The organism is Actinosynnema mirum DSM 43827 (assembly GCF_000023245.1).
GTDB classification, from domain to species: Bacteria; Actinomycetota; Actinomycetes; order Mycobacteriales; family Pseudonocardiaceae; genus Actinosynnema; species Actinosynnema mirum.
In genome coordinates, this window is the sequence record NC_013093.1 from 5534051 (window position 1) to 5560674 (window position 26624).

Below are 26624 nucleotides of genomic sequence, written 5' to 3' on the forward strand. Positions count from 1 at the left end.
AGGGCGGGAAAGGGCATTTCAGGGGCCGGGTTCTTTTCCGGTGCGAGTGCAATCAGCTATACGGTGTTCCGACACTTCCTCGATTGCCCCGCAACACCGGGGTGTGGCACTGTTTTTCCCAGCCGGAGCGCGATGTCGCGGCACCGCGGCTGCTTCCCGCGCGGTGGTCCGCCACGGGGCGACGCCGCCTGGCCGACCGTCCCGCTCCACCGCCTCCGCGCGGCACTCGGCACGAACACCGGGCACGGAAGCACAGGGGGATTCCCGCAGTGAGCGAAAAGCGGCTGGTCGTCATCGGCAGCGGTGGTCAGGCGTTCCGGGAATACGCGCTGGAGGCGATGGCGGGCGAGGCCGACCTCGTGCTCCTGGAGAACCGGGAGCCCACCTGGCAGAAGCCGCACATCACCGACTTCCGGGTGGTCGACCCGGCGGACGTGGCCGCGCTGGTCGAGGCGGTGCGGGAGGTCGCGCCGGACGGGCTGCTGACCTACGACGAGAGCCTGGTCGGCACGGTCGCGCTGGTCGCCGCCGAGGTCGGGATCGCGCACACCTCGCCCGAGGCGATCCGGCTGTGCAAGGACAAGTCCGCGCTGCGCGGGCACCTGGCCGAGGCCGGGCTGAGCCCGGTGCGGTTCGCCGTGGCGCACACCGGGCAGGAGGCCGTGGACGCGGCGGGGCGCATCGGGTTCCCGCTGGTGTGCAAGCCGCTCGCGCTCGGCGGCAGCATCGGCGTGGTGCGGGCCGACGACGAGGCGGGGCTGCGCGAGGCGTTCGCGATCGCCGCGACCGCCAAGGCCGGGGACGGCACGGCGTCCAAGCTCGCCGGCGTGCTGCTGGAGGAGTACCTGGAGGGGCCCGAGTTCAGCGTCGACTGCGTGGTGTGGGACGGGGTCGCGCACCCGCTGGTGGTGGCCGAGAAGGTGCTGGGCTTCCCGCCGTACTTCGAGGAGCTGGGGCACGTGGTGCCCGCCGAGCCCTCGCCCGCGATCGACGAGGCGGTGCGGCTGGTGCGCGAGGCGCACCGGGCGGTCGGGCTGGACCGGCTGGTCACGCACACCGAGTTCCGGCTCACCCCGGACGGGCCGCGCATCATCGAGATCAACGTGCGCCTGGGCGGCGACCTGATCCCGCTGCTGGGCAAGCTGGCCAGCGGGGTGGACCTTGCCGCGTCGGCGGCGCGGGTGGCGGTGGGGCTGGCCCCGGAGACCGGGCCGCTGCGCTCGGAGGTGGCCGCGATCGTCATGGTGTACCCGGACCGGGCCTACCGGGTGGAGGGCGTGCGGCTGCGCCGCGACGAGGCCGAGTACCCCGGTCTCGAGCGGCTGACGACGTTCCTGCCGCCCGGCACGGAGGTGCGGCTGCCGCCGGAGGGCTTCCTGTCCCGGCTGGGCTTCGCGATCGTCACGGGCGCGGACCGGCGGGAGTGCCTGGAGCGGCGGGACGCGGTCGCGGCCGACCTGGTGGTGGACGGGACGCCGCTGTGAGCGCGGGGGCCGGTGGCGCCGGGGACGGTGGGGGCGGTGGGGGCGGTGACGAGCAGCGGTCGGTGCTCAAGGTCATCCTCGGTTCGCCGCGCCCGGTCTGGATCCTCGTCGCGGGCGTGTTCGTCAACCGGTCCGGCTCGTACTTCGCCACGTTCCTGACGCTGTTCCTGGAGCAGCTCGGGTTCACCCTGGCCCAGATGCCGCTGATCCTGCTGGCCGTCGGCGTCGCGATCCCGTGCGGGTCGATGCTGGGCGGCTGGGTGTCGGACCGCTTCTCCCGCAAGGCGTCCCTGGTCGGGTCGACGCTGCTGGCGGCGGTCGGGCTGGCCGTGATCGGCTTCGCGCCGACGAAGGCGGTCGCGCTGGTGGGCGTGTTCGCGGCGGCGCTGTTCGCGCAGTCGTACCTGCCCGCGGCCTCGGCGCTGCTGGTGGACCACACCCGCGAGCAGGACCGGGTGCCGGTGTTCGCGTTCTTCCGGCTGGCGCTGAACGTGGGCGCGGCGGTGGGGCCGGTGCTGGCGATCGCGATCACCCCGTACGGGCTGGAGTCGCTGTTCCTGGTGAGCAGCGGCGCGTACCTGCTGTTCTCGCTGGTGCTGTGGCTCGGGCTGCCGAAGCCCGCGGCGCGGGTGGCCGAGGAGGCGTCGGCGGACGAGGTGGCGGCGGGCGGCAAGCGCTTCCCGGCGCAGCTCGTGCTGTTCTTCACCGGCGTGCTGCTGATCACCGCCGTGTACGTGCAGTACTCGTCGACGGTCCCGCTGGCGGTGGCGGACTTCCACGACGCCAAGGTGTACGCCGGGCTGCTGACGCTGAACGCGGTGCTGGTGATCGTGTTCGAGGTGCCGCTGAGCGCGTGGACGCGGAAGCTGCCGTGGCGGTTGCCGCTGGTGCTGGGCACGGCGCTGATGGCGGTGGGCATCGCGGCCTCCGGGTCGTTCCCGTCGTTCGCGCTGCTGATCGCGAGCGTGGTGACCTGGACGATCGGCGAGATCCTGTTCTCCCCGGTGGTGGCGAGCGCCGCGGCGTCGCTGTCGCCGAGCGGGCGGGTCGGGCGGTACCAGGGGTACCTGGCGGCGGTGCAGTCGACGGCGTTCGCGCTGGGACCGGCGGTGGGCACGTACGTGTACGGGCGCGGCGCGCCGCTGCTGTGGGTCTCCTGCCTGGTGGCGGGACTGCTGGCGGCGGTGGCGTTCACGGCCGCGCACAAGCCGCGCGGCGAGCGGGGCGAGGGCGGCGTGGGCGAGGGCTCGGAGCGGAGCAGCGGCGCGGCGGTCTGAGCGACTGGACCTGGCGCGGCAGCGGGGCCGGGCACGGCAGCGGGGCCGGGCACGGCAGCGGAACCAGGCACGGCAGTGGGGCCGGGCACGGCAGCGGAACCAGGCACGGCAGTGGGGCCGGGCATGGCAGCGGGACCAGGCATGGCAGCCGGTTCGGGCACGGCGGACCAGGAGCGGGAGCGGGCGCGGCAGCGGGGCCGGGCACGGCAGTGGCCGCGGCGGTCCGGGCGATCGGACCGGGCGCGGCGGTGGGGGTTGGGCACGGCGGGGGTGGCGCACGGGGGCGCCGGTCCCCGAGCGCGGCGCGGTCGGCACGGGGTGGCGGGCGCGCGGCAGAGGACCAGGGGAGGAACACCGGATGGGCGGGGAAGATCCCCGGATCGTGCTGGAGTGGCTGCGCGCGGCCACCACCGGCGGGGTGCACCGGGTGGAGCGGGGCGGGACGCGGTTCGCGCCGTGGAGCGAGGTGCTCGGCGACGTCGAGCGGGTCGTGGCGCACCTGCGGGAGCGCGGGATCGCGCCGAGGGCGCGGGTGGGCGTGCGCGGGGACAACAGCTACGAGTGGCTGGTGCTGGACCTGGCGCTGCTGGAGCTGGGCGCGGTCCCGGTGGCGATCCCGGTACCGGACTTCAAGGGCCGCACCAACTCCGAGGTGGCGCGGACCTACGGCCTCGTCGCGGTGTTCGCGGCCAAGGCCGCGCGCTCGGCCGACGACGGCCCCGCGGTGGCCCCGCTGGAGCGGCTGCTGGAGCTGCCGGGGTTCACCCCGGACGCCGATCCCCCCGCCCCGCTGGGGAAGCGGCTGCCGGAGAACGACCGCGAGGTGTTCACGCTGGCGTTCTCCTCCGGCACCGCCGGGCGGGTCAAGTGCCTGCTGCTGGCGTGGCGCGGGGTCGAGGCGCTGGTCGAGGCGCAGGGCGCGGCGTACCCGATGACGCCCGAGGACCGGGTGCTGATCGCGCTGCCGCTGTCCACGTTCCAGCAGCGGTACCTGTGCTACCTGGCGATCCGCAACGCCTGCGGGATCGTGCTGACCACCGCGTCCCGGTTCCTGGCCGCGCTGGAGCAGGGGCGGCCGACGATCCTGCTGGGGCCGCCGAACTTCTACGAGTTCGCGCACAGCCGGTACGAGAAGCTGCCGCCGCACGAGCGCGCGGCCCTGGACCGGGCCGTCGAACCGGCCGACTCGCTGCCCCGCGAGGAGGCGCTGCGCCTGCGGCGCGAGGTGTTCCGCTCCTTCCACGACTCCTACGGCGGCCGGGCGCGGCTGATGCTGGTCGGGTCGGCCCCGGTGCGGCCGGAGATGCTGGAGTTCTTCGCCCGCGCGGGCTTCGAGCTCTACCAGATCTACGGCATGACCGAGATCGGCTACCTGACCTGGAACCTGCCCGGCGCCAACCGGATCGGCTCGGTCGGCCGGGAGAACCAGCCCGGCAGCGTGGAGATCGCCCCGGACGGCGAGGTGCTGGTCACGCACGACGTGCACCTGTGCGTCGGCTACGAGGGCGAGGGGCCCGAGGACGTCGAGCCGGTGTTCCGGGGACCGTGCACGATCGCGACCGGCGACCTGGGCGAGTTCGTCGACGGCCACCTGTTCCTCAAGGGCCGCAAGAAGAACGTGGTGATCACCAGCGGTGGTGAGAAGCTCCAGATCGAGGACCTGGAGTTCGACATCGCCAAGGCGGGCGGGGTCAACCGGGTCGCGCTGTACCCGGCGCCGGACGGCGACGGGTACGCCGCCGCCGTCTGGTACGACGGCGACCGGGAGGCCGCGCGGGACGCGGTGCGCCCCCGCATCGGACTGGTCAGCTCCCGACTGGGGGCCGGGCGGCGGATCAGCCGCATCGCGCTGCTGCCCGGCGAGCTGACCCCGGAAAGCCCGCTGCTGAACCGGAACCTGAAGGTGAACCGGGACGCAGTGCGGGTGGCCACGTCGGCCGCCCTGGAACCGCTCGACGCGTGAACGGCCCGCGCCGCCGGGTCGCGAGAGGGACGGAGCACTCACCATGACCATCCAGAAGATCACCGAGGACGCCGCGGCCGAGCGGGTCGCGCTGGTGTGGGAGCGCGCGCTGAAGGTGTCGCCGGTCGCGCACGACGCGGACTTCCTGAGCCTGGGCGGGAACTCCCTGCTGCTGCTGTCCATCATCACCGAGGTCGAGGACGTGTTCGACGTCGAGCTGGACGTGGACGAGCTCGTGGAGGACCTGACCGTGGCGGGCATGGCGCGGGTGGTCGCCAGGACCGCCGGATGACCGCGCTCGGGCACGACTGGACCGCGCTGGTCGACCCGGAGCTGGTCGACTCGGCCAGAGCCCAGCCGTACGTGTCGTTCACCGACCCGCTGAAGGCGCGGCGGAACTTCGCCCGCGCCTGCAAGCTGTCGCGGGCGCTGCTGCGCGGCGCGCCGGACCCGGTCGGGGTCGAGGTGGTCGACACCTCGTTCCCGGTGCCGGGCGCGGACGTCGGGCTGCGGGTCTACCGGCCCGCAGCCGCCCCGACGCCGCCGGGGGTGCTGGTGTACTTCCACGGCGGGGCGTTCGTCGCGGGCGACCTGGACTCCGAGCACCACCGCTGCCTGGGGTTCGCGGCGGCCGGGGTGGCGGTGGTGTCGGTGGACTACCGGCGACCGCCGGAGCACCCGTTCCCGGTGCCGGGCGAGGACTGCTACGCGGCGGTCGAGTGGGTGGCGGGCGCGGCGGCCGGGCTGGGGTTCGCGCCGGAGCGGATCGCGGTGGGCGGCAGCAGCGCGGGCGCGACGCTGGCCGCGGCGGTGGCGCTGATGGCGCGCGACCGGGGCGGGCCGGAGCCGGCGCTCCAGGTGCTGCTGTACCCGGCGCTGGACGACCGGTTGGCGAGCGGGTCGATGCGGCGCTACCCGGAGACCTCGTCGTGGAAGGTCGCGGACAGCGCGCTGATGTGGCGGCACTACCTCGGCGACTCGCCGGAGGCCGCGACGTCGGAGTACGCGGTGCCCGCGCGGCGCGCGGACTTCACCGGGGTCGCGCCCGCGTACGTGCTGGCGGCCGAGGTGGACGCGCTGCGCGACGAGGCGGTGGACTACGCGGTGCGGCTGTCGCGGGACGGGGTCCCGGTGGAGCTGCACCACGTGGCGGGCGCCTTCCACGGGTTCGACGCGGCGGTGCCGACCGCCGGGGTGTCCGCGCGCTCGCTGGCCTCGCAGGCGGCGGCGCTGCGGCACGCGCTGCTGCGGTGAGCGCGGGGTGGTCCGGGTCGGCGCGCCGTCCCGGACCACCCCGGTTCAGCGGCAGCCCCGCTCGGCGAGCAGGGCGGCGGCGCGCTCGACGTCGGCCGCGTCCGGGCCGCCGGGGCGCCCGGCCCCCGAGCGCAGGCGGGTCACCGGGGCGAGCAGGTCGTCGAACGCCAGCTCGGTGACGGCGGCGGCGAGCTCGGCCGCGCTGCGGGCGGCCCAGGGCTCGGTGACCACCACGACCCGGCCGGTGCGGCGGGCGGACGCGGCCAGGGTCCCCAGGTCAAGGGGGAACAGCGAGCGGACGTCGACCACCTCGGCGTCGACCCTGCGGGCGGCGAGCGCGTCGGCGGCGCGCAGGGCGGGGTCGACCGAGGCCCCCACCGCGAGCACGGTGACGTCGACGCCCGACCTGAGCACGGCGGCCCGTCCCAGCGGCGGGACCATTTTGTCCACTGTGGACAGTTGAGGGCGACGGGGCTCGGGCGGCTCCGCGGCCCTGCGCGGCGGTGGACCGGCGCGCAGCTCCGGCACGGCGCACTCCGGCGCGGCGCACTCCGGCACCGCGGACACCGGCACCGCGGACACCGGCACCGCGGACGCCGGGACCCCGAACCCGCCCGGCGCCGCGGGGGCCGGGATCACGAAGCCTCGTGGCCCGGTGGGCGCCGAGAACGGGAAACCACGCGGTTCGGCGGGAGCGGCCCGGTGTTCGGGTTCGACCAGCACCACCGGCTCCCCCGCGCGCACCGCCTCGGCCAGCAGCAGCCGCGAGTCGGCGGGGTTCGCGGGCGCGACGAGCCGCACGCCCGGCAGGTGCGCGGCCCAGGTCCCGGCGGTGCGCAGCACGACGGGGTTCCCGGTGCCGACCAGCAAGCCCTGGTACGCGGGCAGCTCCTCCGGCGCGACCGCCACCACCGGGTGCAGGCCGCCCGCGACCAGCGCGGCCACCGAGCCCGCGTCGCCGGAGGCCAGCACCCGCTCCCGGCCGAACTCGGCGGCCAGCTCGGGCGCGTCGCCGACCACCACCACGCGCCGGTTCCCCGCCAGCACCTCGCGCAGCCCCGCGACCGCCTCGTCCTGCCTGGTCGGGGCGCTCACCCGCGCTCCCCGACCGCGCGCCAGCGCTCGACCGCGCGGTCGACCAGCGCGCCGGACGCGCCGGTGTAGCCACGCGGGTCGCACAGCGCGCGCAGCGCCTCCAGGTCGGGTCCCGCGCCCGCCAGCCTGGTGTGCAACCAGTCCGGCAGCTCGTCCGGGCGGCCCGAGGTGGCGGCGGTGGCCTCGGTGAGCAGCCGCTTGGTCTCCACCTTGCCCAGCACCGGGGTGAGCCGGGCGCCGAGCCGCTCGGACACGACCGCGCCGCCGGTGAGCGCGAGGTTCTCCCGCATCCGGTCCGGGAACGCGCGCAGGCCCGCCGTGAGCGCGGCGGCGTTGCGGGCCGCGCCCAGCACCAGCCGCAGCGCCTCCCGCAGCGGTTGCCACTCGGCGTGCCAGCCGCCCGCCGACCGCTCGTCCTCGACCACCAGGCACTGGTGCAGCACCGAGACGAGCGCCGGGACCTGCCTGGCGGCGGTGAGGATCGCGGTGGCGTGCACCGGGTTGCGCTTCTGCGGCATGGCCGAGGACGCGCCCCTCCCCGGTTCCGCCGGTTCGGCGACCTCGCCGATCTCGGTGCGGGAGAGCACCGCCACGTCGGCCGCGAGCCTGCCCAGCGCCCCGGAGGCGAACGCCAGCACCGAGGCCACGTCGGCGATCGGGGTCCGGGCGGAGTGCCAGGGCAGGGCCTGCGGGGCGAGGCCCAGCTCGGCGGCGAACGGTTCGACGAGGTCGAGCGGGTCGCCGTCGGCGAACTCGCCGTAGGCCGCCAGGGTGCCCGCCGCGCCGCCGAGGGAGACCGGCAGCCCGCCGTCCAGCACCGCCTCGACCCGCTCGACGGCGTCGAGCACCTGGGCCAGCCACCCGGCGGCCTTGAGGCCGAAGGTGATCGGGACGGCGTGCTGGGTGAGGGTGCGGCCCGCCATGGGGGTGTCGCGGTGCCGCCCGGCCAGCGCGGCGAGCGCGGCGGCGGTGGCGAGCAGGTCGGTGCGGAGCCTGCGCAGCGCGTCCCGGCACAGCAGCATCGTGGCGGTGTCCAGGACGTCCTGGCTGGTGCTGCCCCGGTGGACGTGGTCGGCGGCGGACGGGCCGGTCGCGGGCGCGGCGGTGTCGGCCGCGCGGACGATCGCGGTGAGCTGGGAGACGAACGCGACCACCGGGTTCCCGGTGGCGTGCACGCCCTCCACGAGGCCGGGCCAGTCGAACGCGTCGGGGTCGGCCGCCGCCGCGATGGTCTCGGCGGCGGCCTCCGGCACGACGCCCAGCCGCGCCTGCGCCCGCGCGAGCGCCACCTCGGTGGTGATCATGGCGCGCAGCCAGGCCCGGTCGTCGAGCAGGCCGTCCACCCCGGTGCGGGCCCAGCCCGGCGAGAGCAGTCCGGTGTCAGCGAACACGGTTCCCCTTCCTCCCGACCGCGTCGGCGGCGCGGGCGTCGGCGGCCAGGACGCTCGCCCTGGCCACCGCGTCGGCGTCGCCGAGGATGACGGAGTTCACGCCGGGGCGCACACCCGCCGCGGTCGCCCAGTGCACGGACTCGGTGGGGATGCCGAAGGCGAACCGCCTCGGGTGGACCGCGCCGGAGCGCTCGACGAGCCGGTAGGGGCGGCGGGTGACGGCCAGCCCGCCGGTCTCCAGGTGCCCGCCGCCGTCGACCGGGATGCGGTACGGGACACCGCAGCCCTTGCGCAGCAAGGACTCCACGAGCGGGTCGAGGGTGCGGCGCACGTCGCTCTCCGGGAGCCTCGCCTCCAGCAGCACGCCGGCGCGGTGCCGGGAGCCGGGGACGGCCGGGCTGCCCATGACCCACTCGCCGCGCCGCTCGTCGCGCTCGACGGTGACGCCGGGGCCGACCACCTCCAGCACCCCGGCCTCCAGCAGGGCGATCATCTCCTCGATGCGGCCGACCGGCGGGCCGATGGACAGGTAGGCGTTGAGCGGGGTGTACCAGCGCTGGAGCTCGGCCTCGTGCGAGTCGCCGCTGAGGCTGCCGTGGTCGACCACCAGGCGGACCTCGTTGCGCAGGTCGCGCAGCACGTCCAGGGCCGCTTTGAGGGGGCCGCGCACGTTGCCGAGGCGGGCCTCGCGCACGTCGGCGCGCAGGTGGCCGAGCAGCCAGTCGCGGAACTGCTCGGGGTGGGCGAAGTCGCGACCCCGGTGCGGGGCGGCGAGCGCGGCCCAGTCCCAGCGGTCGGCGCGCGGCACGGACCAGGCGTCGAGCAGCTCGCCCTCGGCCTCGGCCAGGGTCACCGGGATCGCGGGCGGGCCCAGCGGATACGCGGGCGGGCCGAGCGGGTTCGCGGGCGGGCCGAGCGGATTCGCTGCGGCACCCAGCGGGTTCGCGGTCGCGCCTGAGGGGTTCGTCCCCGCTCCGGGTCGTGCGGTCACCAGGTCCAGGGACTCCGCGGCCAGGTGCGAGAGCGCTCCCACGGTTTCCACGAGCGGCCGGTACTCGGCGAGGAACCCGGCCACCGCGCCGGGTCCGTCGCGCTCGGCCAGCAGCGCCGCGTAGTAGACCGCCCTGACCTCGCCGTCGATCCACGGCCACACGTCGTCCAGGAACCGCAGCGGGCGACCGGCCCCGGCCAGCGCGGCGATACGCTCCTCGGTGAGGAACAGCGGCACGTGCCTGCCGCGCGGGCCCTTCTGGTTCTCGCCGCGCGCGTGGTGCGGCACGCCCCTGCGGGCCCCCGCGACCAGGAGCGGCTCGCGGCCGGACGCGTGGTAGGCGAGGGTGCCGTCGGCTCGGCGCTCGAACCGGCCGCCACGCCCTGCGGTGAGCAGCGCCATGTGGTCGAAGAAGTTCAGGCCCAGCCCCCGGACCAGCACCTTCTCGCCGGGTTCGACGGCCCCGTGGTCGGTCTCGGCCGGGTTGTCCGGCGGCAGGTAGCGCAGGCCGTGGGCGCGGGCGAACTCGGCGTGCGCGCGCTCCTCGCCGGTCGGGCGCAGGTCGGCGTGGCCGGTGGTGAGCACGACCGCGTCCAGGCCGGTGATCCGCTCGCCGCCCGCGAGGGTCAGGTGCTGGACGCCGTCCGGGTCCTCGTCCAGGTCGACGGCGACCCGCTGGTGCAACTCGATGGCGACGTTGGGCGGCGCGGTGCGCAGCAGGTGCCGCAGCACCCAGTCCAGGTAGTGCCCGTAGAAGGCCCTGGTGGGGTAGTCGTCGGGCCCGAGCGCGCGGGCCTCGGCGCGGACCGCCTCCGGCAGGTCGTCGAACTCGCCCGCGAGGGCGGCGAATCCCGCCCATTCGTGCAGATCCGGTCCGGGCACGACCGGCCCCGCGCAGTCGACGGTCTCGTCCGCGAACAGGGTCACCTGCGAGGCGATGGTGTTCATCAGCAGGTGCGGCGACTGGTCGGTGCGCCACACCCGGCCGCCCCTGCCCAGGTGCGGGTCGACCAGGCGGACCCGGACGCGCAGGTGGGCGAAGTCGGCGCCCGCGTTGGCGCACAGGCGCTCCAGCACGGACAGGCCGCGCGGGCCGACGCCGACGACGGCGATCTCCAGGGCGTTCGCGCTGCTCGCGCGGGGTGGGGCGGTGGTGCTGGGCGGCGCGGACTCGGTCCCGGTCATGTGGTTGGCCTCCGTGTCGCGGCTCTCGGCGGACCACACCCGAACGGCCGCGTCCGCGCCCCGAGCCGGTCCGGCCGCGGGGGCGCCCACGCGGGCGGCGGCGTGCCCGGCGAACCCAAGGTTCATTTATGGGAGAAATTATCTTCAATAATCGGCCGAACGGGTGAACGGCCTTGTCCACCGAAACAGGGGGCAGCAGGTCGACCTGTTCGCCCCAACCCGAGATTGCCACGTGCACCCGTCACCGCGAAAGGTATTGCGACGATGCGCGCGGCTGACGTAGATTGTGGCCGCCAGGAGATCCCACCACATACCGGAGTGATCGCACCAGGTCACCGGCGGTATACGCGGTACCGAAGCGTCTCAGCAGCTCAGGGGCGTACGGCTTGCCGCATTGCCGCCGACTGTCACAGTGCGTAAACTTCCGGTAATTCGACTCTCCCCATTTCTCGAACGGGACCGCAAGGCACCCCGCAAAACCTCGGGAAAAATCACCTGCTCCGCTCCCGCAACGATGCGCGAACGCGACACGCGATCGGCTCGGATCGCGCGCCTGGAACGGGTGACCCTCACCTAAGCCACCAGCCATGGGGGAATTGTGTCGGAATTGACCACCGCGACCGTCGACGAGCACATCGCCGCGCACCTGGGTTCGCTGCCGGACGAGAGCTACGCGATGTCGCGCAAGAGCTTCGAGGAGCTGGGCTTCGGCCTGATCCCGTACGTGCTCCCCGACTCGGTCAAGCAGGTGCTGTCCGACGAGATCCAGGAGCTGGTCCGCACCGGTGGCGTCCGGCGCGACCTCCAGCTCAAGGAGACCGGCAACAGCCACCGCAAGATGCGCAACGTGAACGCCGCGGAGATCAGGGAGCACGACGGGTGGGTGGACGCGGTCTACCGCTCCCCCGCGCTGCGCGAGGCGCTGTCCAAGGTCGCGGGCGAGCCGGTGAAGATCTGCCCCTACCTCCCGGAGCAGTACATCATCACCTCCCTGGAGAGCAGGGGCGACACCCACGGCTGGCACTGGGACGACTACAGCTTCGCGGTGATCTTCGTGGTGGAGGTGCCGCCGCTGGAGCTGGGCGGCTTCGTGCAGACCGTCTCCGGCACCTCGTGGGACAAGGAGGACCCCAAGGTCTTCCAGAAGCTCGTCGACGGCGTGATCCGCTCGCACGAGCTCAAGCCCTGGGACCTCTACCTGCTGCGCACCGACACGACCCTGCACCAGGTCCACCCCCTGCTGGGCGGCAAGCGCACGATCGTGAACATGTCGTACGCGGCGAACCGCGACGACGACAAGAACATCTCGCACGAGACGATGGAAGAGCTGTTCAAGGTCTGACCGCCCGGTCGGGCCCCGCGGGTCCGAGTCCTCGCGCAAGCGTCCTGCCCCCACCCGCCCCACCCCGGCGCGCCCGGCGCCGGGATCCGGGCGGGGAACGACCGATTGAGGAGTAGTGGACATGGACCTGACCACAGCGCTGGTCGTCGACGCCTTACTGGTGGCCGGATTCGGCGTGCAGCACTCCGTGCTGGCCACCCTGCGCGTCAAGCGGGTCGTGAAGGCCAGGACCCGCATGGAGTCGCTGGCCTGGCGCTCGGTGGAGTCGCTGTCGAACGTGGTCTACATCCTGATCGCGGCCTCGCTGTGGCAGCACACCCCGGACGCGGTCGTGTGGGAGACCAGCGGCGCGCTGATGTACGGGCTGTACGCGGTGACCGTGGTGTCCTGGCTGTGGTACTGGCAGCTGCACCTGTTCGAGTACGACTGCGGGCTCGCGTTCGGCTCGACCACGCTGGTGTCGCAGGTGACGAACTCCCCTGGGCCGAAGCTGATCCCGTGGAAGGTCGGCAGCAGGCGCTGGATCCGCTTCCCGGTGCACACCGCGTTCTTCGGCATGTTCCTGCTCCTGCCGACCATGACCGCGGACCTGCTGGTGCTGGGCGTCGTGCTGAACGTCTACAACGTGATCGGCAGCATCCTGTACGACAAGCGACTGCTGGCGCTGTCGGCGAAGTCGTACCAGCCGTACGTGGACGTGACCGGCCTGATCTTCCCGCCGGTGTACCGGGCCCCGCGCGGCGCGGCCGACGTGACCATGCCCAAGCCCGCGCACTGGCGCTCCCCCGCCGCGCACCTGCCCGGCCTGGTGGTCGGCATCGGGCTCGGGGCCCTGTACTACGCGGTGCTGGGCGGGAACGCGACCACGCCGCTGGACATGCTCAAGGTCGCGGGCGTCGGCCTGCTCGGCTCGCTGCTGACCGGGCTGCTGCTGGGCGCGGTGCTCAAGCCCCGCTCCGAGGACTGGGGCCAGCGGCAGACCGACCTGTCGACGACGGTGGCGCTCAACGCGGCGGTCGGCGTGGTCACCTGGGCGACCATCGCGTGGGTGCAGACCGGGTCGGCCCCGTCGTTCGCGGCGTTCCTGCCTCTGTGGTTCACCGTGCAGTACCTGGGCCACGTGTTCGCGGCGCTGACCAGCAAGACCAAGTGGGCGGCTGCTCCCGTCGACGCGGCGGTCGCGCCGAAGGCCGCCCCGAAGACCGCGCAGCCCGCCTGACCGAAGGCGCGCGGTCGCCGAGGCGGTCCCGCGCGCCGAGGACCCGCGAGACTGCTCGCAGGGCGATGTGAGCGGGCACGACGACGACCGGGCCGCGCACGTGGGGACCACCCCCGCGTGCGCGGCCCGTCGCGCCGGGTCCCCGCCTCGCCCGCCGCACCCGCACAACCGTGAGGAATCCGCACCATGCGCACTGTCGTCATCTCCGGGGCGTCGTCCGGCATCGGGCTCGCCACCGCCCGGCGCTTCGCCGAGGCCGGGGACCGGGTGGTCAACCTGGACCTGAAGCCGCCCGCACCCGCCGACGAGGTGGGGCGCACGGCGCTGGTGGACGTCTCGGACTGGTCCGCGGTGCGGGCGGCGGTCGACGCGGTCGCGGCCGAGCACGGCGGGGTCGACGTGGTGGTCGCCAACGCGGGCATCAGCCTGCGCAGGCTGTTCCTGGACATGACCGAGGAGGACGTCACCGGGCTGCTCAAGGTGAACGTGCTCGGCGTGATGGGCCTGTGGCAGGCGGCGGCCAGGCACATGGTCGCGGCGGGCGGCGGGGTGCTGCTGGCCACCGCGTCCACGAACGCCTCCGTCGGCTACCCGTACTACGCCGACTACAACGCCTCGAAGGCCGCGGTGCTGGCGCTGACCAGGACGTTGGCGCTGGAGTACGCGCCGCTGATCCGCACCGGCTGCGTCAGCCCCGGTTACGTGATGACGCCGATGCAGCGGGCCGAGTACACCGACGAGATGCTCGCCGAGGTCAACGCGCGCATCCCGGCCGGGCGGCACGCCGACCCGTCGGAGATCGCCGACGCGTTCTTCTTCCTGGCCTCGCCGCAGGCGAAGTACCTGACCGGGCAGCAGCTCGTGGTCGACGGCGGCGAGCTGGCGGGCGGCACGGCCTCCGGCTACCGCACGGTGTTCGGCGACGGCGTCCTCGGCGCGGGCGGCAGCGGGGCCGAGTAACGGGGCGCTGGGCGTCCCGGAGCCCGGTCAGGGCTGAGCGGGTGACGCCCTTTCGGGGCTACGCAAAGGAAACCTCCGGGGCGTAAGGTCCCGGTCCGTGCCGGTGGCGGCCTCGCCACCGGCACTCCCCTTCCCAGGCCGAGGCCCACCCGCGCCGCGCTCGTGAGAGCGCTTCCGGGAGCGGGTCCGACGATGAAAGCAGGGCAGCGCCATCAGCATCGGAGCCCCCACCACCGCAGCGGCCCTCCCGCTGGTCGCGGACGTGCTAGGCGACTCGGTGTCGCACTACCGGACCTTCCCCCAGGAGGGCGGGCTGACCGCGTTCGTGGTCGACCGGCCGGGCCGGGTCCTCACGCTGTCCGCCCAGTGGCGGATCTACGACGCGCTCGTCCCCGTCACCACCCGGTCGTTCGGCGCCGACATGACCCCGTACTGGGCGCAGCGCTCCAAGGAGGGCTACCTGGAGCGGCTGGCCGAGTTCGTGCTGATCGCCTCGCCGGAGGGGCGCATGATCGGCTGGACCGGGTTCCACGTGCTGCCCTACGACGAGCGCACACTGGTGTACCTGGACTCCACCGGCATGGTGCCCGAGCAGCAGTCGCGCGGGGTCATGCGGAAGGTCATGCGGGAGCGCATCCACGAGGCGGTGCTGCCCGCGTGCCGCCCCGACCTGCCGGTGTACCTGACGGCGCGCAGCGAGAGCCCGGTGTTCTACCGGTTGATGCGCGGGCTGCTCCAGGAGGAGCACCACGTGCTGCACCCGCACCCGAGCCTGCCGGTGCCCGAGGACGTGGCGGCCAGCGCGCTGGACATGGCGACGTGGCTGGGCCAGGGCGCGATCCTGGACCGGACGACGCTGGCGATCCGGGGCGCGTACCAGGGGCTGGACGAGCTGTACGGCGAGCTGCCGACGACCGGTGACGCGGACCTGGACAAGCTGTTCCGGGGCCAGCTCGGGCCGCTGGACGCCTACCTGCTCGCGGGCAGGGTCCGCTGAGCGCGCCGGGCGGGGACCGGTCGGCGCGCCCAGCGGGCCGGGAACCCGCCGGTCAGGGTCCGCTGAGCGCGCCGGGCGGGGACCGGTCGGCGCGCCCAGCGGGCCGGGAACCCGCCGGTCAGGGGTTACCGGCGTGGTCGGACGGGCGGCGGCTGCGCGCGGTCCTGCTCCAGGAGGCCACCCCGGCGGAGCTGTCGCCGCGGGAGCGGGTCGAGCGGGTGTGCGAGCGCGTCGCCGCGCTGGGCGACGTGGACCTGGTGCTGCTGCCCGAGCTGTGGGCCACGGGGTTCTTCGCGTTCGACGACTACGCGCGCACCGCGCAGCCCCTGGACGGCCCGGTCGTGGCCGCGCTGGGCGAGGCGGCCCGCGCCGCCGGGGTCCACCTGCACGCGGGCAGCGTCGTGGAGCGGGCGCCGGACGGGCGGCTGCACAACACGAGCCTGCTCCTCACCCCAGGCGGGGAGCTGGCGCACACCTACCGCAAGGTGCACCTGTTCGGCTACGGCGCGCGGGAGAGCGAGCTGCTCGCGCCCGGCGACGAGGTGGGCGCGCACGCGGCCCCGTTCGGCCGGGTCGCGCTGAGCACGTGCTACGACCTGCGCTTCCCGGAGTTGTTCCGGGCGCAGGTGGACGACGGGGCCGAGCTGCTGCTGGTGACCTCGGCGTGGCCCGCCGCGCGGGTGGCGCACTGGCGGTTGCTGACCAGGGCGCGGGCGCTGGAGAACCAGTGCTTCCTGCTGGCGGTGAACGCGGCCGGGACGCAGCACGGCACGGAGCTGGCCGGGCGCAGCGTCCTGGTGGACCCGTGGGGCGAGGTGCTGGCCGAGGCCGGCGCGGAGCCGGGTGAGCTGCGGGTGGCGTTCGCGCCGTCCTCGGTGGCGGCGGCCCGCGCCGAGTTCCCGGCGCTGGCGGACCGAAGGGTGTTCTCGGGCGAGGGAAGCGGTGGGGCACGGTGAGCGAGCACGACCTCCACGGGATCGACCGGGAGCTGCTGGAGTCCGCCGGGATGCAGCCCGTCGTGGACTACTCGGACCCGAAGTCGGTGCGGACCACGCTGCGGCGCGGGTTCCGGCTGGCGCGGGCGCTGCGCGGGGCCGGTCCGCACGACGCGGCGCTGGAGGTGGCCGAGCGGGCGGTCCCGACCCGAGCGGGCAGCCCGGACGTGCCGGTGCGGGTGTACCGGTCCTTGCGGCGCGTGGAACCCGCGCCCGCGCTGGTGTTCTTCCACGGCGGGGCGTTCACGGCGGGCGACCTGGAGACCGAGGACGCCCGGTGCCGGGAGATCGCGGCCAGGACCGGGGTCGTGGTGGTGTCGGTGGACTACCGGCTCGCGCCCGAGCACCCCTACCCGGCCGGGTTCCACGACTGCTACGACGCGCTGGTGTGGGTCGCAGGCGCGGGCGCGGCCGAGCTGGGGATCGACCCGGCGCGGGTCGTGGTGGGCGGCAGCAGCGCGGGCGGGGCGCTGGCCGCCGCCGTGTCGCAGGCCGCGCGCGACCTGGGCGGACCGGCGATCGTGCTCCAGGTGCTGCTGTACCCGGTGGCGGACGACCGGATGGAGACCGCGTCGATGCGCGCGTTCACCGCCACGCCCGGCTGGAACCAGCCGAACAGCGTGCACATGTGGCGGAACTACCTGCGCGGCTGGGAGGGCGGCACCCCGTCCTACGCCGCGCCGAACCGGGCGTCGGACCTGACCGGTCTGCCGCCCGCGTACGTGATGGTCGCCGACCGCGACCCGCTGCGCGACGAGGGCGTGGAGTACGCGCGCGGGCTGATGTCGGCGGGCGTGTCGGTGGAGCTGCACCAGTTCGCGGGCGCGTTCCACGGGTTCGACGCGGCGGCGCCGCAGGCCGGGTTGTCGCGGCGGTCGCTGGACGAGCAGTGCGCGGTCATCGCCCGGCACACCGGCGTCGCGGTGGACGAGCCGGTCGCGGTGGGCTGATCGCCCCCCGGTCCCGGCCCGCCCCCTCGCGGGGGTGGGCCGGGACCCGCTCGGCTGACCAGCGCCCCGGCGTCTGCTTGGGATCGGGCGGACCGACCTGGGGAGGCTGGGCATGGGGATCGGGTGGAGCGCGCGGCTCGCGGGGGTGGTGGCGGCGGCGCTGCTGGTGGGCTCGGGCAGCGCAGGGGCGGCGCAGGACGAGCTGGTGGTCCGGGTGAGGCCGGGGGGGCGGGGTGCCGACGCTGGAGGCGGCGCGGGCGCTCATCGCGGCGGAGAAGCCCGCGAAGGCGACGGTGCTCGTGCACGGCGGCACGTACTCGGAATCGGTGCTGTGGCGGGGGACCCCGGCCGGGAGCAGCATCACGATCGCGCCCCAGCCCGGCGCCGGCGACGTGGTGTTCGACGGGCGGAAGGCCGCCGGGTACTGGGTGCAGGTCGCGCCTGAGTCGGGGACGTTGACGTTCCGGGGGCCGATGACCGTGCGGCGGTACGGCGACGCCGGGGTGCGCGCGGTCGGCACGGCGGCGGACGGGCCGGTGCGGGACCTGACGGTGCGCGGGCTGACGTTCGCGCAGATCGGCAACGCCTGGGCGGCGGGCGGCGGCGGGTACGCCGGGGTGCACCTCAACCACGCGACCGGCGCGCGGATCACCGGGAACTCCTTCCGGAACCTGGAGAACACCCGGTGCCCCGGTTGCGTGCACGGCGTGCACCTGGCGTTCAACCTGGGCGACAGGACCGCGGGCAGCGACCGGAACACCGTGGACGGCAACACGTTCCAGGCGATCTCCGGGGACCCGGTCCGGGCCAGCGACGGCAGCGGCGCGCACGTGGTGCGGGACAACGTGTTCCGCTCGGGAACGGCGCACGACGGGGAGCGGCGCGGCACCGGGCGGTACGGGATCTTCAGCTACTGGTCGTTCGAGCGGGCCGACGTGTGCGCGCGGGCGGTGAACACCTTCTCCGGCAACCGGTACGGCGACGGCTACCACGGCGAGCGGGTCCCGGCGGCGCCGACCGGGAGCGCGACGGGCCGCTCGTGCGACTCGGTGCGCGAGAGCGGGACCAACACCCACCGGCCGTGACCGGTTCCCCGGCCGAGGTGGGCTTCGGCCGGGGAACCGCTGCGCCACGAGGGCTTTCAGGCCGTCACTGCACGGGGTTCCAGCCGTCGCTGCCCGCGAGGTACTTCTGCGCGGTGTGGTTCGCGGCGGTGGACGCGCTCATCTGCGGCCGGTCGCTCGTCCCGGTCGTGACGCCGGAACCGGAGTTGTTGTGCTCGGTGAAGCGGCAGGTCTTCCACGAGAAACCGCCCATGTCCTGCCACGCGCCCGCCTGCCGGACGTGACCGCCGAGCGTGGAGTCGCGCACCAGCACCTGGCCGATCGCGTCGGCCGCGCCACCCGCGTGCCAGCAGCGGCCCAGCGCCACGGTCTTGGCCGCCGACGGCCCCTTCAACGTGGACCTGGTGATCAGGATGCCGTACGGGTTGGACGAGTGGGTGGCGGCGGCGGTGATGTAGCCGTTGTTGCTGCTGCCCCGGTCCAGGGACTGGATGGTGGTCGAGTCGACGACCAGCGCGCCGTTGCCGTAGATGAAGTCGACGGCGCCCTCGATGTAGCTCTTGTAGACGTACTGGCGCACCTGGGAGCCGCCCGTGCCGCCCCAGGACAGGAACGTGTCCTGGTAGCCGAGCATCCGCACGTTGCGGTACACTTGCCGGTCGCCGCCCGCGTACAGGGCCAGCGCCTGGCTGTCGTGCGCGGCGTAGGTGTTGGCCATGGTCAGGCCGGTGACCGAGGTGTCCTTGGCCTTGTTGAGGACGGTGGCGCTGCCCTCGGTGCCCGCCGTGGACGCCGGGGTGCTCCCGGTGATCACGACGTCGGCCGAGTTGCCGGACGTGCCCTGCAGGACCAGCCCCGGCTTGCCTGCGGGGATGGAGACCTGGCCCCTGTAGGTGCCGGGCTTGATCTTGATGGTGGAGCCGGAGGAGACCGCGGCGATGGCGGCCTGGACGGTGGTGTAGTCGCCGGAACCGTCGGCGGCGACGGTGACCGTGGTGGCGGCCTGCGCCGGGGTGGCCAGCGCGAGCGCCAGCAGCGGGGCCGAGAGCGCCGCCGCGCCTCGGGTCGTGCGGGTGCCGTGCGGTGACATGCGTCAACTCCTCGTCGAGTCGCGGTGTGGTCGACGGCGGCGGTTCCGGGCTCAGTAGGGCGGCGTGGTGGGCCAGGTGATCGCGCTGGGCGGGACGGTCGCGGTGAGCTGCCGGAAGCTCCCGGACGGCACGATCCCCTGACCGTTCAACGCGGTCGCGACGAGCCGGGCGACCTCGATCGCGCCCGCGCCCTGGAAGTGCGTGTTGTCCTCGATCCCGGTGGGGTAGTTCGGGGACTGGCCCGCGGCCAGGTGCAGGAAGTGCTTCTTCGTGCCCTCCACGCCCGCGCGGTTCCACAGCGCCGTGCTGGAGGTGGTCAGGTCGATTAGCGGAACCCCTTTGGCGGCGGCGAGTTCGCGCATCGCGGCCGGGTATGCGCCGTGCGAGGGCGCGGCGACGCCCGCGCTGGTGAAGCGGCGGCGCTCCACCGGGGTGATCAGGACGGGCTTGGCGCCCTTGGCGCGGCTCTTGTCGACGTACTGCGACAGGTACGACTTGTACGTCGTGGACGGCTCGGTGTAGCGGGCGGGGTCCTCGACCTTGGAGTCGTTGTGCCCGAAGGAGATCAGCAGGTAGTCGCCGGGCTTGATCCGGGCCAGGACGTGGTCGAGCCTGCCGAGGTCGACGAAGCTCTTGGAGCTGGCGCCGGACTTCGCGATGTTCGCCGCGACCGCGCCGGAGTTCAGGAACACCGGCAGCGCCTGCCCCCAGCCCGCCCTGGGGGACAGGGAGGTGACGTAGGTGGAGGCGGTGGAGTCGCCCGCCACGTAGATCGTGACGGGGGCGACCGCCGAGGCCGCCGGGCCGGTCAGCGCGCCCGCCGACAGGGCCGCGACGACGCCGAGGACGATGGCGGGCGCGCGGCGGCGCGGGGTGGTCCGGTGCCAGAGCGGGGGTTTCGGTGCCATGCGCGGTCTTCCCCTCCGGGCGCGCGGACGCGCCCACGGGAGCTGCGGGGTGATCAGCGCGCGCCGGTCTGGCAGCGGCGGCGGGGGTCGACGGGCGGCGCGTCGACGCGGTGCGAAGTGGATTCGACTGGCGCTGATCTGGGGTGTTCGCAGTATGGGAGGACTGCGGGGGCGCGGGCAAGGGCGGGTGCCGGTTTTGTCCCGCATTTCCCCGCGTCGCGGGATTTTGAGACGCGCGGCGGGTGCACGCGGTGGGGCGATCGGGGCATCGGCGGCGGAAGCCGGGAGGCGGGCGGGCGCGGCGGCGGGTACGGTCCGGACGCCGTTCCCCCAAGTCGCCCTCGTGGAGGTCCCCATGGCGTGCCGCATCAGCGAACTCGTGCTCGGCTGCCGCGACCCGGAGCTGCTGGCCCGGTTCTGGTGCGAGGTGCTGGACTTCGTCGTGCTGGGCCGGGAGGACGACGGCAGCGTGGAGGTCGGGCCGCGCGAGGGGTTCGGCGGCGCGCAGCCCACGCTGTTCCTCAGCCGCAGGGCCGAGCCGGAGCCCGGCAAGCCCCGGCTGCACATCGACGTCAACGCCACCGACCGCGACCAGGAGGACGAGCTGGAGCGGTTGCTCGCCCTCGGCGCGCGCCCGGCGGACGTCGGGCAGAGCGGTGACGAGTCGTGGCACGTGCTGGCCGACCCGGAGGGCAACGAGTTCTGCCTCCTCAAGCGCAGGCTCGACCCGCTGTAGCCCTCGCGCACGGGATCAGCACCGCGCGCCAGCAGGTTCCTCCCCACAACCGGCTGCCACGCCCGGTCCCCATGCGAACGCTGACAGCCGCACTGGTCGCGCTCGCGCTCGTGGTCCCCGCGAGCGCGAGCGCGGCCACGTCCCCCGAGGACGGCCCGCTGCCGGGGCGCCCAGGGCCCGGAGAACCCGTGGGGCGTGCCGTGCGACATGGGCGGCGGCTCCCCCGCGTCCAGCCCCGCCGCGACCACACCCCCTACAACCAGCCCCGCTCCCGCAGCGCCACGGCCACGTCCAGCCCGGTGCGGCCGGGCATCTCGATGTCGGTGACGAGCACGTCCGGCCGGTGCTCGCGGACGGCCGCGAGGGCGGCGTCGCCGGTGGTCGTGGTGGCCACGACCTGGACGTTCGGCTGGAGGTCCAGCAGGGCCGCGAATGCGCCCAGCACCATGCCCTGGTCCTCGGCCGGCACCACCCGGATCACCCGGCCGCCCCCGTCGGCACGGTGATCGTCAGCGTCATCCCGGTCGCGCCGTCGCGCCGCACCTCGCCGCCGAGCGCGGCGATCCGCTCGCGCAGCCCGGACAGCCCGCCGCCGCCGCGCAGACGAACAGCACGCTCGCGCCCGCGTTGACCGGGGTGACCAGCGTGCCGACCACCGCCATCGGCACGATCGCGGACCAGGTGCGGCGCGGGGAACCGTTGGCGTGCAACGCCTTCCCCCACAGCACGGGGGTGATCGCGCACACCGCGAACGCGAGCGGCCACTCCCAGGGCGCGGGGCGCGGCGTGAACCAGGGCTGGGCGAGCACGAAGAGCGGGTACCCGAGGTGCGCCCACTCCCAGGTGCGCAGCAGCTCGGCGGCGGTCCTGGGCGGGGGTTCGGCGGTGTCGCGGCTCATGTCCGGGCGTGACGGTAGGACAGGGCCGCGACGCCCGCCGCGACGGTCCCCGTCAGCAGCAGCGCGAGCAGGTGGATGCCCGAGGTGCCCGCGCCCAGCTGGGCGAGGCCGAGCCGCGCGAGGTGGTAGGTGGGCAGGAAGCGGGCGAGCTGCCCGACGGCGTCGGGGAGCAGCTCGATCGGCGTCCACAGCCCGGACAGCACGGCGAGCGGGAACAGGGCGGCGTTGGCGCGCAGCTGGAAGCCGACCGAGACGCTGAGCAGCGTGAACGGGATCGTGCCGAGCAGCGGCACGGCGGCCAGGCGCGGCAGGGCGAGCGGGGAGGCGTGCAGGGTGCCCAGGAGCGCGGCGGCGGTCCCCAGCAGCACGAGCACCGCGGCGCCGCGCAGCTCGTCCCGCAGTTCGACGCCGAACACCCTGAGCTGCAACGGGTTCACGCCGCCTCCCCCTCGTCACGGGCCGCCGTCAGCGCGAGCACGGCCTCCTCCAGTCCGGCGTCCCGAACCCGCAGCCTGGCGAGCGCGGGGTCGAGGTCGAGCAGGGCGCGCAGCACGGTCACGTCCAGGGTGGTGGTGGCGGTGATGGTGCGGTCGGGCAGCCGGGACACCAGCTCGGTCGGGGTGGCGTCGACCAGGACCGCGCCCCGGTCGAGCACGACGACGCGGTTGGCGACGGCGGCGGCCTCCTCGATGACGTGCGTGGTGACCAGCACGCCGACGCCGCGTGCGCGGCGCTGCTCCACCAGGTGCCAGAAGTCCCTGCGGGCCTGGGTGTCCGGGCCGGTGGTGGGCTCGTCGAGCACGAGCAGCGCGGGGTCGGCGACCAGCGCCATGGCGAGCTGGACGCGCTGCCTCTGGCCGCCGGAGAGCGCGGCGACGCGCTTGCGGTCGAGCGCGACCAGGTCCCCGTAGCGGTGCCGCAGCCCCTCGGCGGTGAGGACCGCCTGTTCCGTCGCCGTGCCGCGAAGGCTGCCGGGGCGGGGTCGCGCACGGTAGTGATCTTGCGTCACCGGCTGGCTATGACAAAGGTAATCACGGGGCGTTTTCGCTGGTGGGAGCCCCGGTTTGCCAAGCGGAACCGTGTTCCGTATCTTTACCGGAGCAACGTTCCGCTTAACCCCGCTGGAGTCCTCCCGTGCCCACCCCGATCGTCTCCGTCAAGCCCGTCGTGCTCCCCGCCCCCGACCGGGGCGACGACCTGCGCGTGCGCGTCACCGCGCCCACCACCGGCGCCGGCCTGCCGCTCCTCCTGCTCTCCCACGGCTTCGGCGAGTCCCTGACCTCCTACGACCCGCTGGTCGACCACTGGGCCTCGCACGGCTTCGTCGTCGTGCAGCCCACCCACCTGGACTCGCGCACCCTGGCCCTGCCGCCCGAGGACCCCCGCACCCCGCTGATCTGGCGCCACCGCGTCACCGACCTCATCCGCGTGCTCGACTCGCTCGACGCCGTCGAGTCCGCCGTCCCCGGCCTCGCGGGCCGGATCGACCGCGCCAAGGTCGCCGTCGCCGGCCACTCCTTCGGCGCGCAGACCGCCGGGACGCTGCTGGGCGCCCGAGTCCTGGACGCCTCCGGCGCGCCCGGCGAGGACCTGTCCGACCCCCGCGTCCGCGCGGGCGTGCTGCTCGCCGCCGCGGGCCTCGGCGGGGACGGGCTGAGCCCGTTCGCGGCCGAGAACTTCCCGTTCATGAACCCCGGCTTCGCGCAGCTGACCACGCCCGCGCTCGTCGTGGCCGGGGACGCCGACCAGTCGCTGCTCACCACCAGGGGCCCGGACTGGTTCACCGACGCCTTCCACCACGCCCCCGGCGCGACGCACCTGCTGACCCTCGTCGGCGGCGAGCACACCCTCGGCGGCATCCAGGGACGCGAGGCCGCCGCGACCACCGACGAGAACCCCGAGCGGGTCGCCGCGATCGCCCGGCTCACCACCGCCTACCTGCGAGCCGCGCTGGACGGCGACGACGCGGCGTGGACCGCCGAGACCGCCGCGCTGGACGCCGGGATCGGGCGGGTGACGGGAAGGTGAGGCCCAGCTTCGGGATCATGACCCCGCCGCAGCAGGTCGACTACGCGGACGTGCTGCGGGTGTGGCGGGAGGCCGACGGGATCGCGGCGATCGAGCACGCCTGGCTGTTCGACCACCTCATGCCCATCGGCGGCCCGGTCACCGGCCCGGCCCACGAGGGGTGGACGCTGCTGTCCGCGCTCGCCGCGCTGACCACGCGGCTGCGGCTGGGCGTCATGGTGACCAGCAACAGGTTCCGCCCGCCCGCGCTGCTCGCGAAGATCGCCACCACGGTCGACGTGGTCTCCGGCGGGCGGCTGGACCTGGGCATCGGCGCGGGGTCGCGGCCGAGCCACCCGGTGGCGCGGGTGGAGTACGACGCGCACGGCTTCCCGTACCACGACGCCGAGCAGGCGGTGGCCGCGCTCGCCGAGGCGTGCCAGGTGATCCGGCGGCTGTGGACCGAGGACGAGCCGTTCGACTTCCACGGCGAGCACGTGCGGCTCACCGGGGCGTTCGGCAACCCCAAGCCGGTGCAGCGCCCGCACCCCCCGATCCTGGTCGGCGGGGTGGCGTCCGCGACGCTGCGGGTGGCCGCCGAGCACGCGGACGTCTGGAACGCGCCGGGGCACGACCTGGAGGCCGCCGCGCGTCGGTCGGCCCGGCTGGACCGGTACTGCGCGGAGCTGGGCCGCGATCCCCGGTCGATCACCAGGTCCACGGTGCTCCACGCCTCGTACGAGCACCCGGAGCGGACGCGGGAGGAGATCGGGCGGGCGCTGGAGCTCGGGTTCTCGCACGTGGTGCTGGGGCTGCCGAGCCCCTACCCGGAGCGGGTGGCGCGGTGGGTCGCGGACGAGCTGGTCGCGCCGTTCGCCTAGTGCGGCTTCCCTGGTTCGGCTTCCCGAGTTCGGGGCGCGGCGCGGGGGAACCGCTGCGGCGGTTCGGCTTCCCGGTCTTCGGGGTGCTGGGCGCGGCGGGCGTCGGCCATCGTGGTGATCATGGGGATTCTGACGACGCTCACGGCCGCGCGCGCCGCCGCCACCGCGCTGGCCGCACCGGTTCCACCCTGCGGCCCCGACCTTCCCGAGTTCACCGCGCGGGTCAGCGAGGTGACCGCCGAACGGCTGGGGGCGAGCTGGCGCGCGGGGTGCCCGGTCGGGCCCGAGGCGCTCCGCCTGGTGTCGCTGGACTTCATCGGCTTCGACGGGGCCGCGCACCGGGGTGAGCTGGTGGTCGCCGAGGCGGTGGCGGGCGACGTCGTCGAGGTGTTCCGGGAGCTGTACGAGGCGCGCTTCCCGGTGGAGCGCGTGGAGACGGTGGAGAAGCACGGCGCGGACGACGACGCGTCCATGGCGGCGAACAACACCTCGGCGTTCAACTGCCGCCCGATCACCGGCGGGACGGCGTGGTCGAACCACTCGTACGGGCGGGCGATCGACCTCAACCCGGTGCAGAACCCGTACGTGTCCGCCAGCGGCGCGGTGCACCCGCCGAGCGGCGCGCCGTACGTGGACCGCACGGTGCGGGCGCCGGGGCTGATCGTCGCCGGGGACGTGGTGGTGACGGCGTTCGAGAGCCGGGGCTGGACGTGGGGCGGCCGGTGGCAGACGCCGCTCGACTACCAGCACTTCGAGCTGCCGTGAGGGTTCCCGCGCGCGGCACGCGGAGCGGTTCTCGGACGGGGTCGGGGCCGGGGTCGGGGCGGGAGCCGATCGAGACGGGTGGTTGACGGCGGGCGCCTCGGGCTTGCATGGTCTGAGGTCCCAACGGATGCCGGTGGAACCGCCGCACACCGCGTTCTCGCGAAAGGCACACGCATGACAGCGACGTCATGGGGTGCGGCCAGGTCTGCGGCGGTCCTGCTGTCCGCCGCGCTCGCCGGCGCCCTGCTCGCCCCGACCGCCTCGGCGGCGGTGGACATCCCGGTGTCCGACCCGAACATCTCCTACGTCGGCCGCTGGGACGCCACCGGCGACCCGCGCGTGCCGCACTGGGCGGGCGCCTACCTCCAGACCGGGTTCACCGGCACCACCGTGAAGCTCAAGCTGCGGAACGCCGTCAACGTCTACACCAGCGTCGACGGCAAGCCCGACGTGTTCCACGCGGGCGTGCGCGGCACCGTCGACCTGACCCCGACGCCGCTGGCGGCGGGCAACCACACGCTGCGCGTGGCGTTCCGGTCCGGGGACGCGGTGTTCGGCGGGCTGGCGCTGGACAACGGGGCGCGGACGGTGGCGTTCACGCCGTCGGCCAAGGTGCTGGAGTTCGTCGGCGACTCGATCACCGCGGGCTACCTGGACTCGAAGCTGGCGCTGTCCTCGTACGGCTGGCTGGTGGGCGAGAAGCTCGGCCTGCCGCGCACCGTGATCGCCCGTGCGGGCTACTGCCTGGTGGCGCGGTCTGGGTGCGTGGGGCAGGCGGCGCAGTTCTTCCGCACCGACAGCACGGGCACGGCGGGCTGGGACTTCGGCCGGTACCAGGCGGCGGCGGTCGTGGTGAACCTGGGCACCAACGACATCGGCCACGGCGTGTCGGAAAGCGCATTCCAGTCGGCGTACGCCCAGTTCTTGAGGGACGTCCGGGCGAAGTACCCGAACGCGGCGATCTTCGCGTTCCAGACGTTGAAGAAGCGCTACGCCGCGCAGACCAAGGCCGCGGTGGCGGCGGTCGGCGACGCGCGCGCGTTCTTCGTCGACACCAGCGGCTGGCTGACCACCGGCACCGACTACGTGGACGGCGACGGGCACCCCAACGACGCGGGCCAGGCGAAGATCGCCGACCGGCTCGCCCCGATCATCGCGGCGAGGATCTGA

Annotated in this window: 26 protein-coding genes; 17 read left to right on the forward strand and 9 right to left on the reverse strand. The window is 74.6% G+C overall.

All coding sequences use genetic code 11. The features are described from left to right. Window positions 1-269 precede the first annotated feature (269 nt). The 5 genes from AMIR_RS23130 (at window position 270) to AMIR_RS23150 (ending at window position 5978) form a co-directional block, all read left to right on the forward strand. A complete protein-coding gene (locus AMIR_RS23130; protein WP_015803367.1) occupies window positions 270-1484 on the forward strand; it encodes an ATP-grasp domain-containing protein in 1215 nt (404 codons plus the stop codon). Next, window positions 1481-2761: an MFS transporter gene (locus AMIR_RS23135; RefSeq protein ID WP_015803368.1), complete on the forward strand. Its 1281-nt coding sequence runs from the start codon at window positions 1481-1483 to the stop codon at window positions 2759-2761. Before AMIR_RS23130 ends, AMIR_RS23135 begins: the two co-directional genes overlap by 4 nt. Window positions 2762-3119: 358 nt before the next feature. Beyond that, a complete protein-coding gene (locus AMIR_RS23140) occupies window positions 3120-4724 on the forward strand; it encodes an AMP-binding protein (protein ID WP_015803369.1) in 1605 nt (534 codons plus the stop codon). Between the two features lie 43 nt (window positions 4725-4767). After that, the gene (locus AMIR_RS23145; protein WP_015803370.1) at window positions 4768-5016 is read left to right on the forward strand and encodes a phosphopantetheine-binding protein; all 249 of its coding nucleotides are present in this window, start codon (window positions 4768-4770) and stop codon (window positions 5014-5016) included. Further along, window positions 5013-5978, forward strand: coding sequence for an alpha/beta hydrolase (locus AMIR_RS23150; RefSeq protein ID WP_015803371.1), 966 nt, complete (start codon window positions 5013-5015; stop codon window positions 5976-5978). Before AMIR_RS23145 ends, AMIR_RS23150 begins: the two co-directional genes overlap by 4 nt. 45 nt (window positions 5979-6023) lie before the next feature. Here the strand turns inward: AMIR_RS23150 and AMIR_RS23155 are convergent, their stop codons facing one another. The 3 genes from AMIR_RS23155 to AMIR_RS41260 are packed head-to-tail and all read right to left on the reverse strand — an operon-like array spanning window position 6024 to window position 10766. Beyond that, entirely contained in the window at window positions 6024-7073 is a 1050-nt protein-coding gene (locus tag AMIR_RS23155; RefSeq protein WP_015803372.1) for a transketolase C-terminal domain-containing protein, read from the reverse strand. Then, window positions 7070-8464, reverse strand: coding sequence for a 3-carboxy-cis,cis-muconate cycloisomerase (gene pcaB, locus AMIR_RS23160; RefSeq protein WP_015803373.1), 1395 nt, complete (start codon window positions 8462-8464; stop codon window positions 7070-7072). Before pcaB ends, AMIR_RS23155 begins: the two co-directional genes overlap by 4 nt. Next, entirely contained in the window at window positions 8454-10766 is a 2313-nt protein-coding gene (locus AMIR_RS41260; protein WP_015803374.1) for an FAD/NAD(P)-binding protein, read from the reverse strand. Before AMIR_RS41260 ends, pcaB begins: the two co-directional genes overlap by 11 nt. 481 nt (window positions 10767-11247) lie before the next feature. Between AMIR_RS41260 and AMIR_RS23170 the strand changes: the two genes are divergently transcribed. From AMIR_RS23170 to AMIR_RS23200, 7 genes are all read left to right on the forward strand, one after another. Next, window positions 11248-11982 (forward strand): HalD/BesD family halogenase, encoded by a 735-nt coding sequence (locus tag AMIR_RS23170; protein WP_049796942.1) that lies wholly within the window; start codon window positions 11248-11250, stop codon window positions 11980-11982. Window positions 11983-12103: 121 nt separating this feature from the next. Next, complete coding sequence (locus AMIR_RS23175; protein WP_015803376.1) at window positions 12104-13201, forward strand: hypothetical protein; 1098 nt, start codon at window positions 12104-12106, stop codon at window positions 13199-13201. A gap of 186 nt (window positions 13202-13387) precedes the next feature. Continuing rightward, window positions 13388-14161 (forward strand): SDR family NAD(P)-dependent oxidoreductase, encoded by a 774-nt coding sequence (locus tag AMIR_RS23180; RefSeq protein ID WP_015803377.1) that lies wholly within the window; start codon window positions 13388-13390, stop codon window positions 14159-14161. Window positions 14162-14438: 277 nt separating this feature from the next. Further along, window positions 14439-15158 carry a GNAT family N-acetyltransferase gene (locus AMIR_RS23185; RefSeq protein ID WP_015803378.1) on the forward strand — a complete coding sequence of 240 codons (720 nt, stop codon included), beginning with the start codon at window positions 14439-14441 and terminating at the stop codon, window positions 15156-15158. Between the two features lie 218 nt (window positions 15159-15376). Continuing rightward, window positions 15377-16114: a nitrilase-related carbon-nitrogen hydrolase gene (locus tag AMIR_RS23190; protein ID WP_015803379.1), complete on the forward strand. Its 738-nt coding sequence runs from the start codon at window positions 15377-15379 to the stop codon at window positions 16112-16114. After that, the gene (locus AMIR_RS23195) at window positions 16111-17103 is read left to right on the forward strand and encodes an alpha/beta hydrolase (RefSeq protein WP_015803380.1); all 993 of its coding nucleotides are present in this window, start codon (window positions 16111-16113) and stop codon (window positions 17101-17103) included. The genes AMIR_RS23190 and AMIR_RS23195 overlap by 4 nt, the downstream gene beginning before the upstream one ends. A 233-nt stretch (window positions 17104-17336) precedes the next feature. After that, window positions 17337-18188: a right-handed parallel beta-helix repeat-containing protein gene (locus tag AMIR_RS23200; protein ID WP_015803381.1), complete on the forward strand. Its 852-nt coding sequence runs from the start codon at window positions 17337-17339 to the stop codon at window positions 18186-18188. A 64-nt stretch (window positions 18189-18252) separates the two neighbouring features. Here the strand turns inward: AMIR_RS23200 and AMIR_RS23205 are convergent, their stop codons facing one another. Continuing rightward, window positions 18253-19257 carry a pectinesterase family protein gene (locus AMIR_RS23205; protein ID WP_015803382.1) on the reverse strand — a complete coding sequence of 335 codons (1005 nt, stop codon included), beginning with the start codon at window positions 19255-19257 and terminating at the stop codon, window positions 18253-18255. Between the two features lie 51 nt (window positions 19258-19308). Next, window positions 19309-20166, reverse strand: a complete 858-nt coding sequence (locus tag AMIR_RS23210) for a rhamnogalacturonan acetylesterase (RefSeq protein WP_015803383.1) — start codon at window positions 20164-20166, stop codon at window positions 19309-19311. 355 nt (window positions 20167-20521) lie between these two features. Between AMIR_RS23210 and AMIR_RS23215 the strand changes: the two genes are divergently transcribed. Beyond that, window positions 20522-20902 (forward strand): VOC family protein, encoded by a 381-nt coding sequence (locus AMIR_RS23215; RefSeq protein ID WP_015803384.1) that lies wholly within the window; start codon window positions 20522-20524, stop codon window positions 20900-20902. A gap of 253 nt (window positions 20903-21155) precedes the next feature. Here the strand turns inward: AMIR_RS23215 and AMIR_RS23220 are convergent, their stop codons facing one another. The 4 genes from AMIR_RS23220 to AMIR_RS23235 are packed head-to-tail and all read right to left on the reverse strand — an operon-like array spanning window position 21156 to window position 22810. Then, a complete protein-coding gene (locus AMIR_RS23220; RefSeq protein ID WP_015803385.1) occupies window positions 21156-21383 on the reverse strand; it encodes a response regulator in 228 nt (75 codons plus the stop codon). Window positions 21384-21417: 34 nt separating this feature from the next. After that, window positions 21418-21801: a hypothetical protein gene (locus AMIR_RS23225; RefSeq protein WP_015803386.1), complete on the reverse strand. Its 384-nt coding sequence runs from the start codon at window positions 21799-21801 to the stop codon at window positions 21418-21420. Then, window positions 21798-22238 carry an ABC transporter permease gene (locus AMIR_RS23230; protein ID WP_015803387.1) on the reverse strand — a complete coding sequence of 147 codons (441 nt, stop codon included), beginning with the start codon at window positions 22236-22238 and terminating at the stop codon, window positions 21798-21800. The genes AMIR_RS23225 and AMIR_RS23230 overlap by 4 nt, the downstream gene beginning before the upstream one ends. Continuing rightward, complete coding sequence (locus AMIR_RS23235) at window positions 22235-22810, reverse strand: ATP-binding cassette domain-containing protein (protein WP_015803388.1); 576 nt, start codon at window positions 22808-22810, stop codon at window positions 22235-22237. Before AMIR_RS23235 ends, AMIR_RS23230 begins: the two co-directional genes overlap by 4 nt. A 125-nt stretch (window positions 22811-22935) precedes the next feature. On the opposite strand from AMIR_RS23235, the gene AMIR_RS23240 reads away from it, so the two are divergent. The 4 genes from AMIR_RS23240 (at window position 22936) to AMIR_RS23255 (ending at window position 26624) form a co-directional block, all read left to right on the forward strand. Beyond that, the gene (locus AMIR_RS23240) at window positions 22936-23829 is read left to right on the forward strand and encodes an alpha/beta hydrolase family protein (RefSeq protein ID WP_015803389.1); all 894 of its coding nucleotides are present in this window, start codon (window positions 22936-22938) and stop codon (window positions 23827-23829) included. Window positions 23830-23846: 17 nt separating this feature from the next. Beyond that, window positions 23847-24689, forward strand: a complete 843-nt coding sequence (locus AMIR_RS23245; RefSeq protein WP_041838222.1) for an LLM class flavin-dependent oxidoreductase — start codon at window positions 23847-23849, stop codon at window positions 24687-24689. 120 nt (window positions 24690-24809) lie between these two features. Continuing rightward, a complete protein-coding gene (locus AMIR_RS23250; protein WP_015803391.1) occupies window positions 24810-25454 on the forward strand; it encodes a M15 family metallopeptidase in 645 nt (214 codons plus the stop codon). Between the two features lie 174 nt (window positions 25455-25628). Next, window positions 25629-26624, forward strand: a complete 996-nt coding sequence (locus tag AMIR_RS23255; protein ID WP_015803392.1) for an SGNH/GDSL hydrolase family protein — start codon at window positions 25629-25631, stop codon at window positions 26622-26624.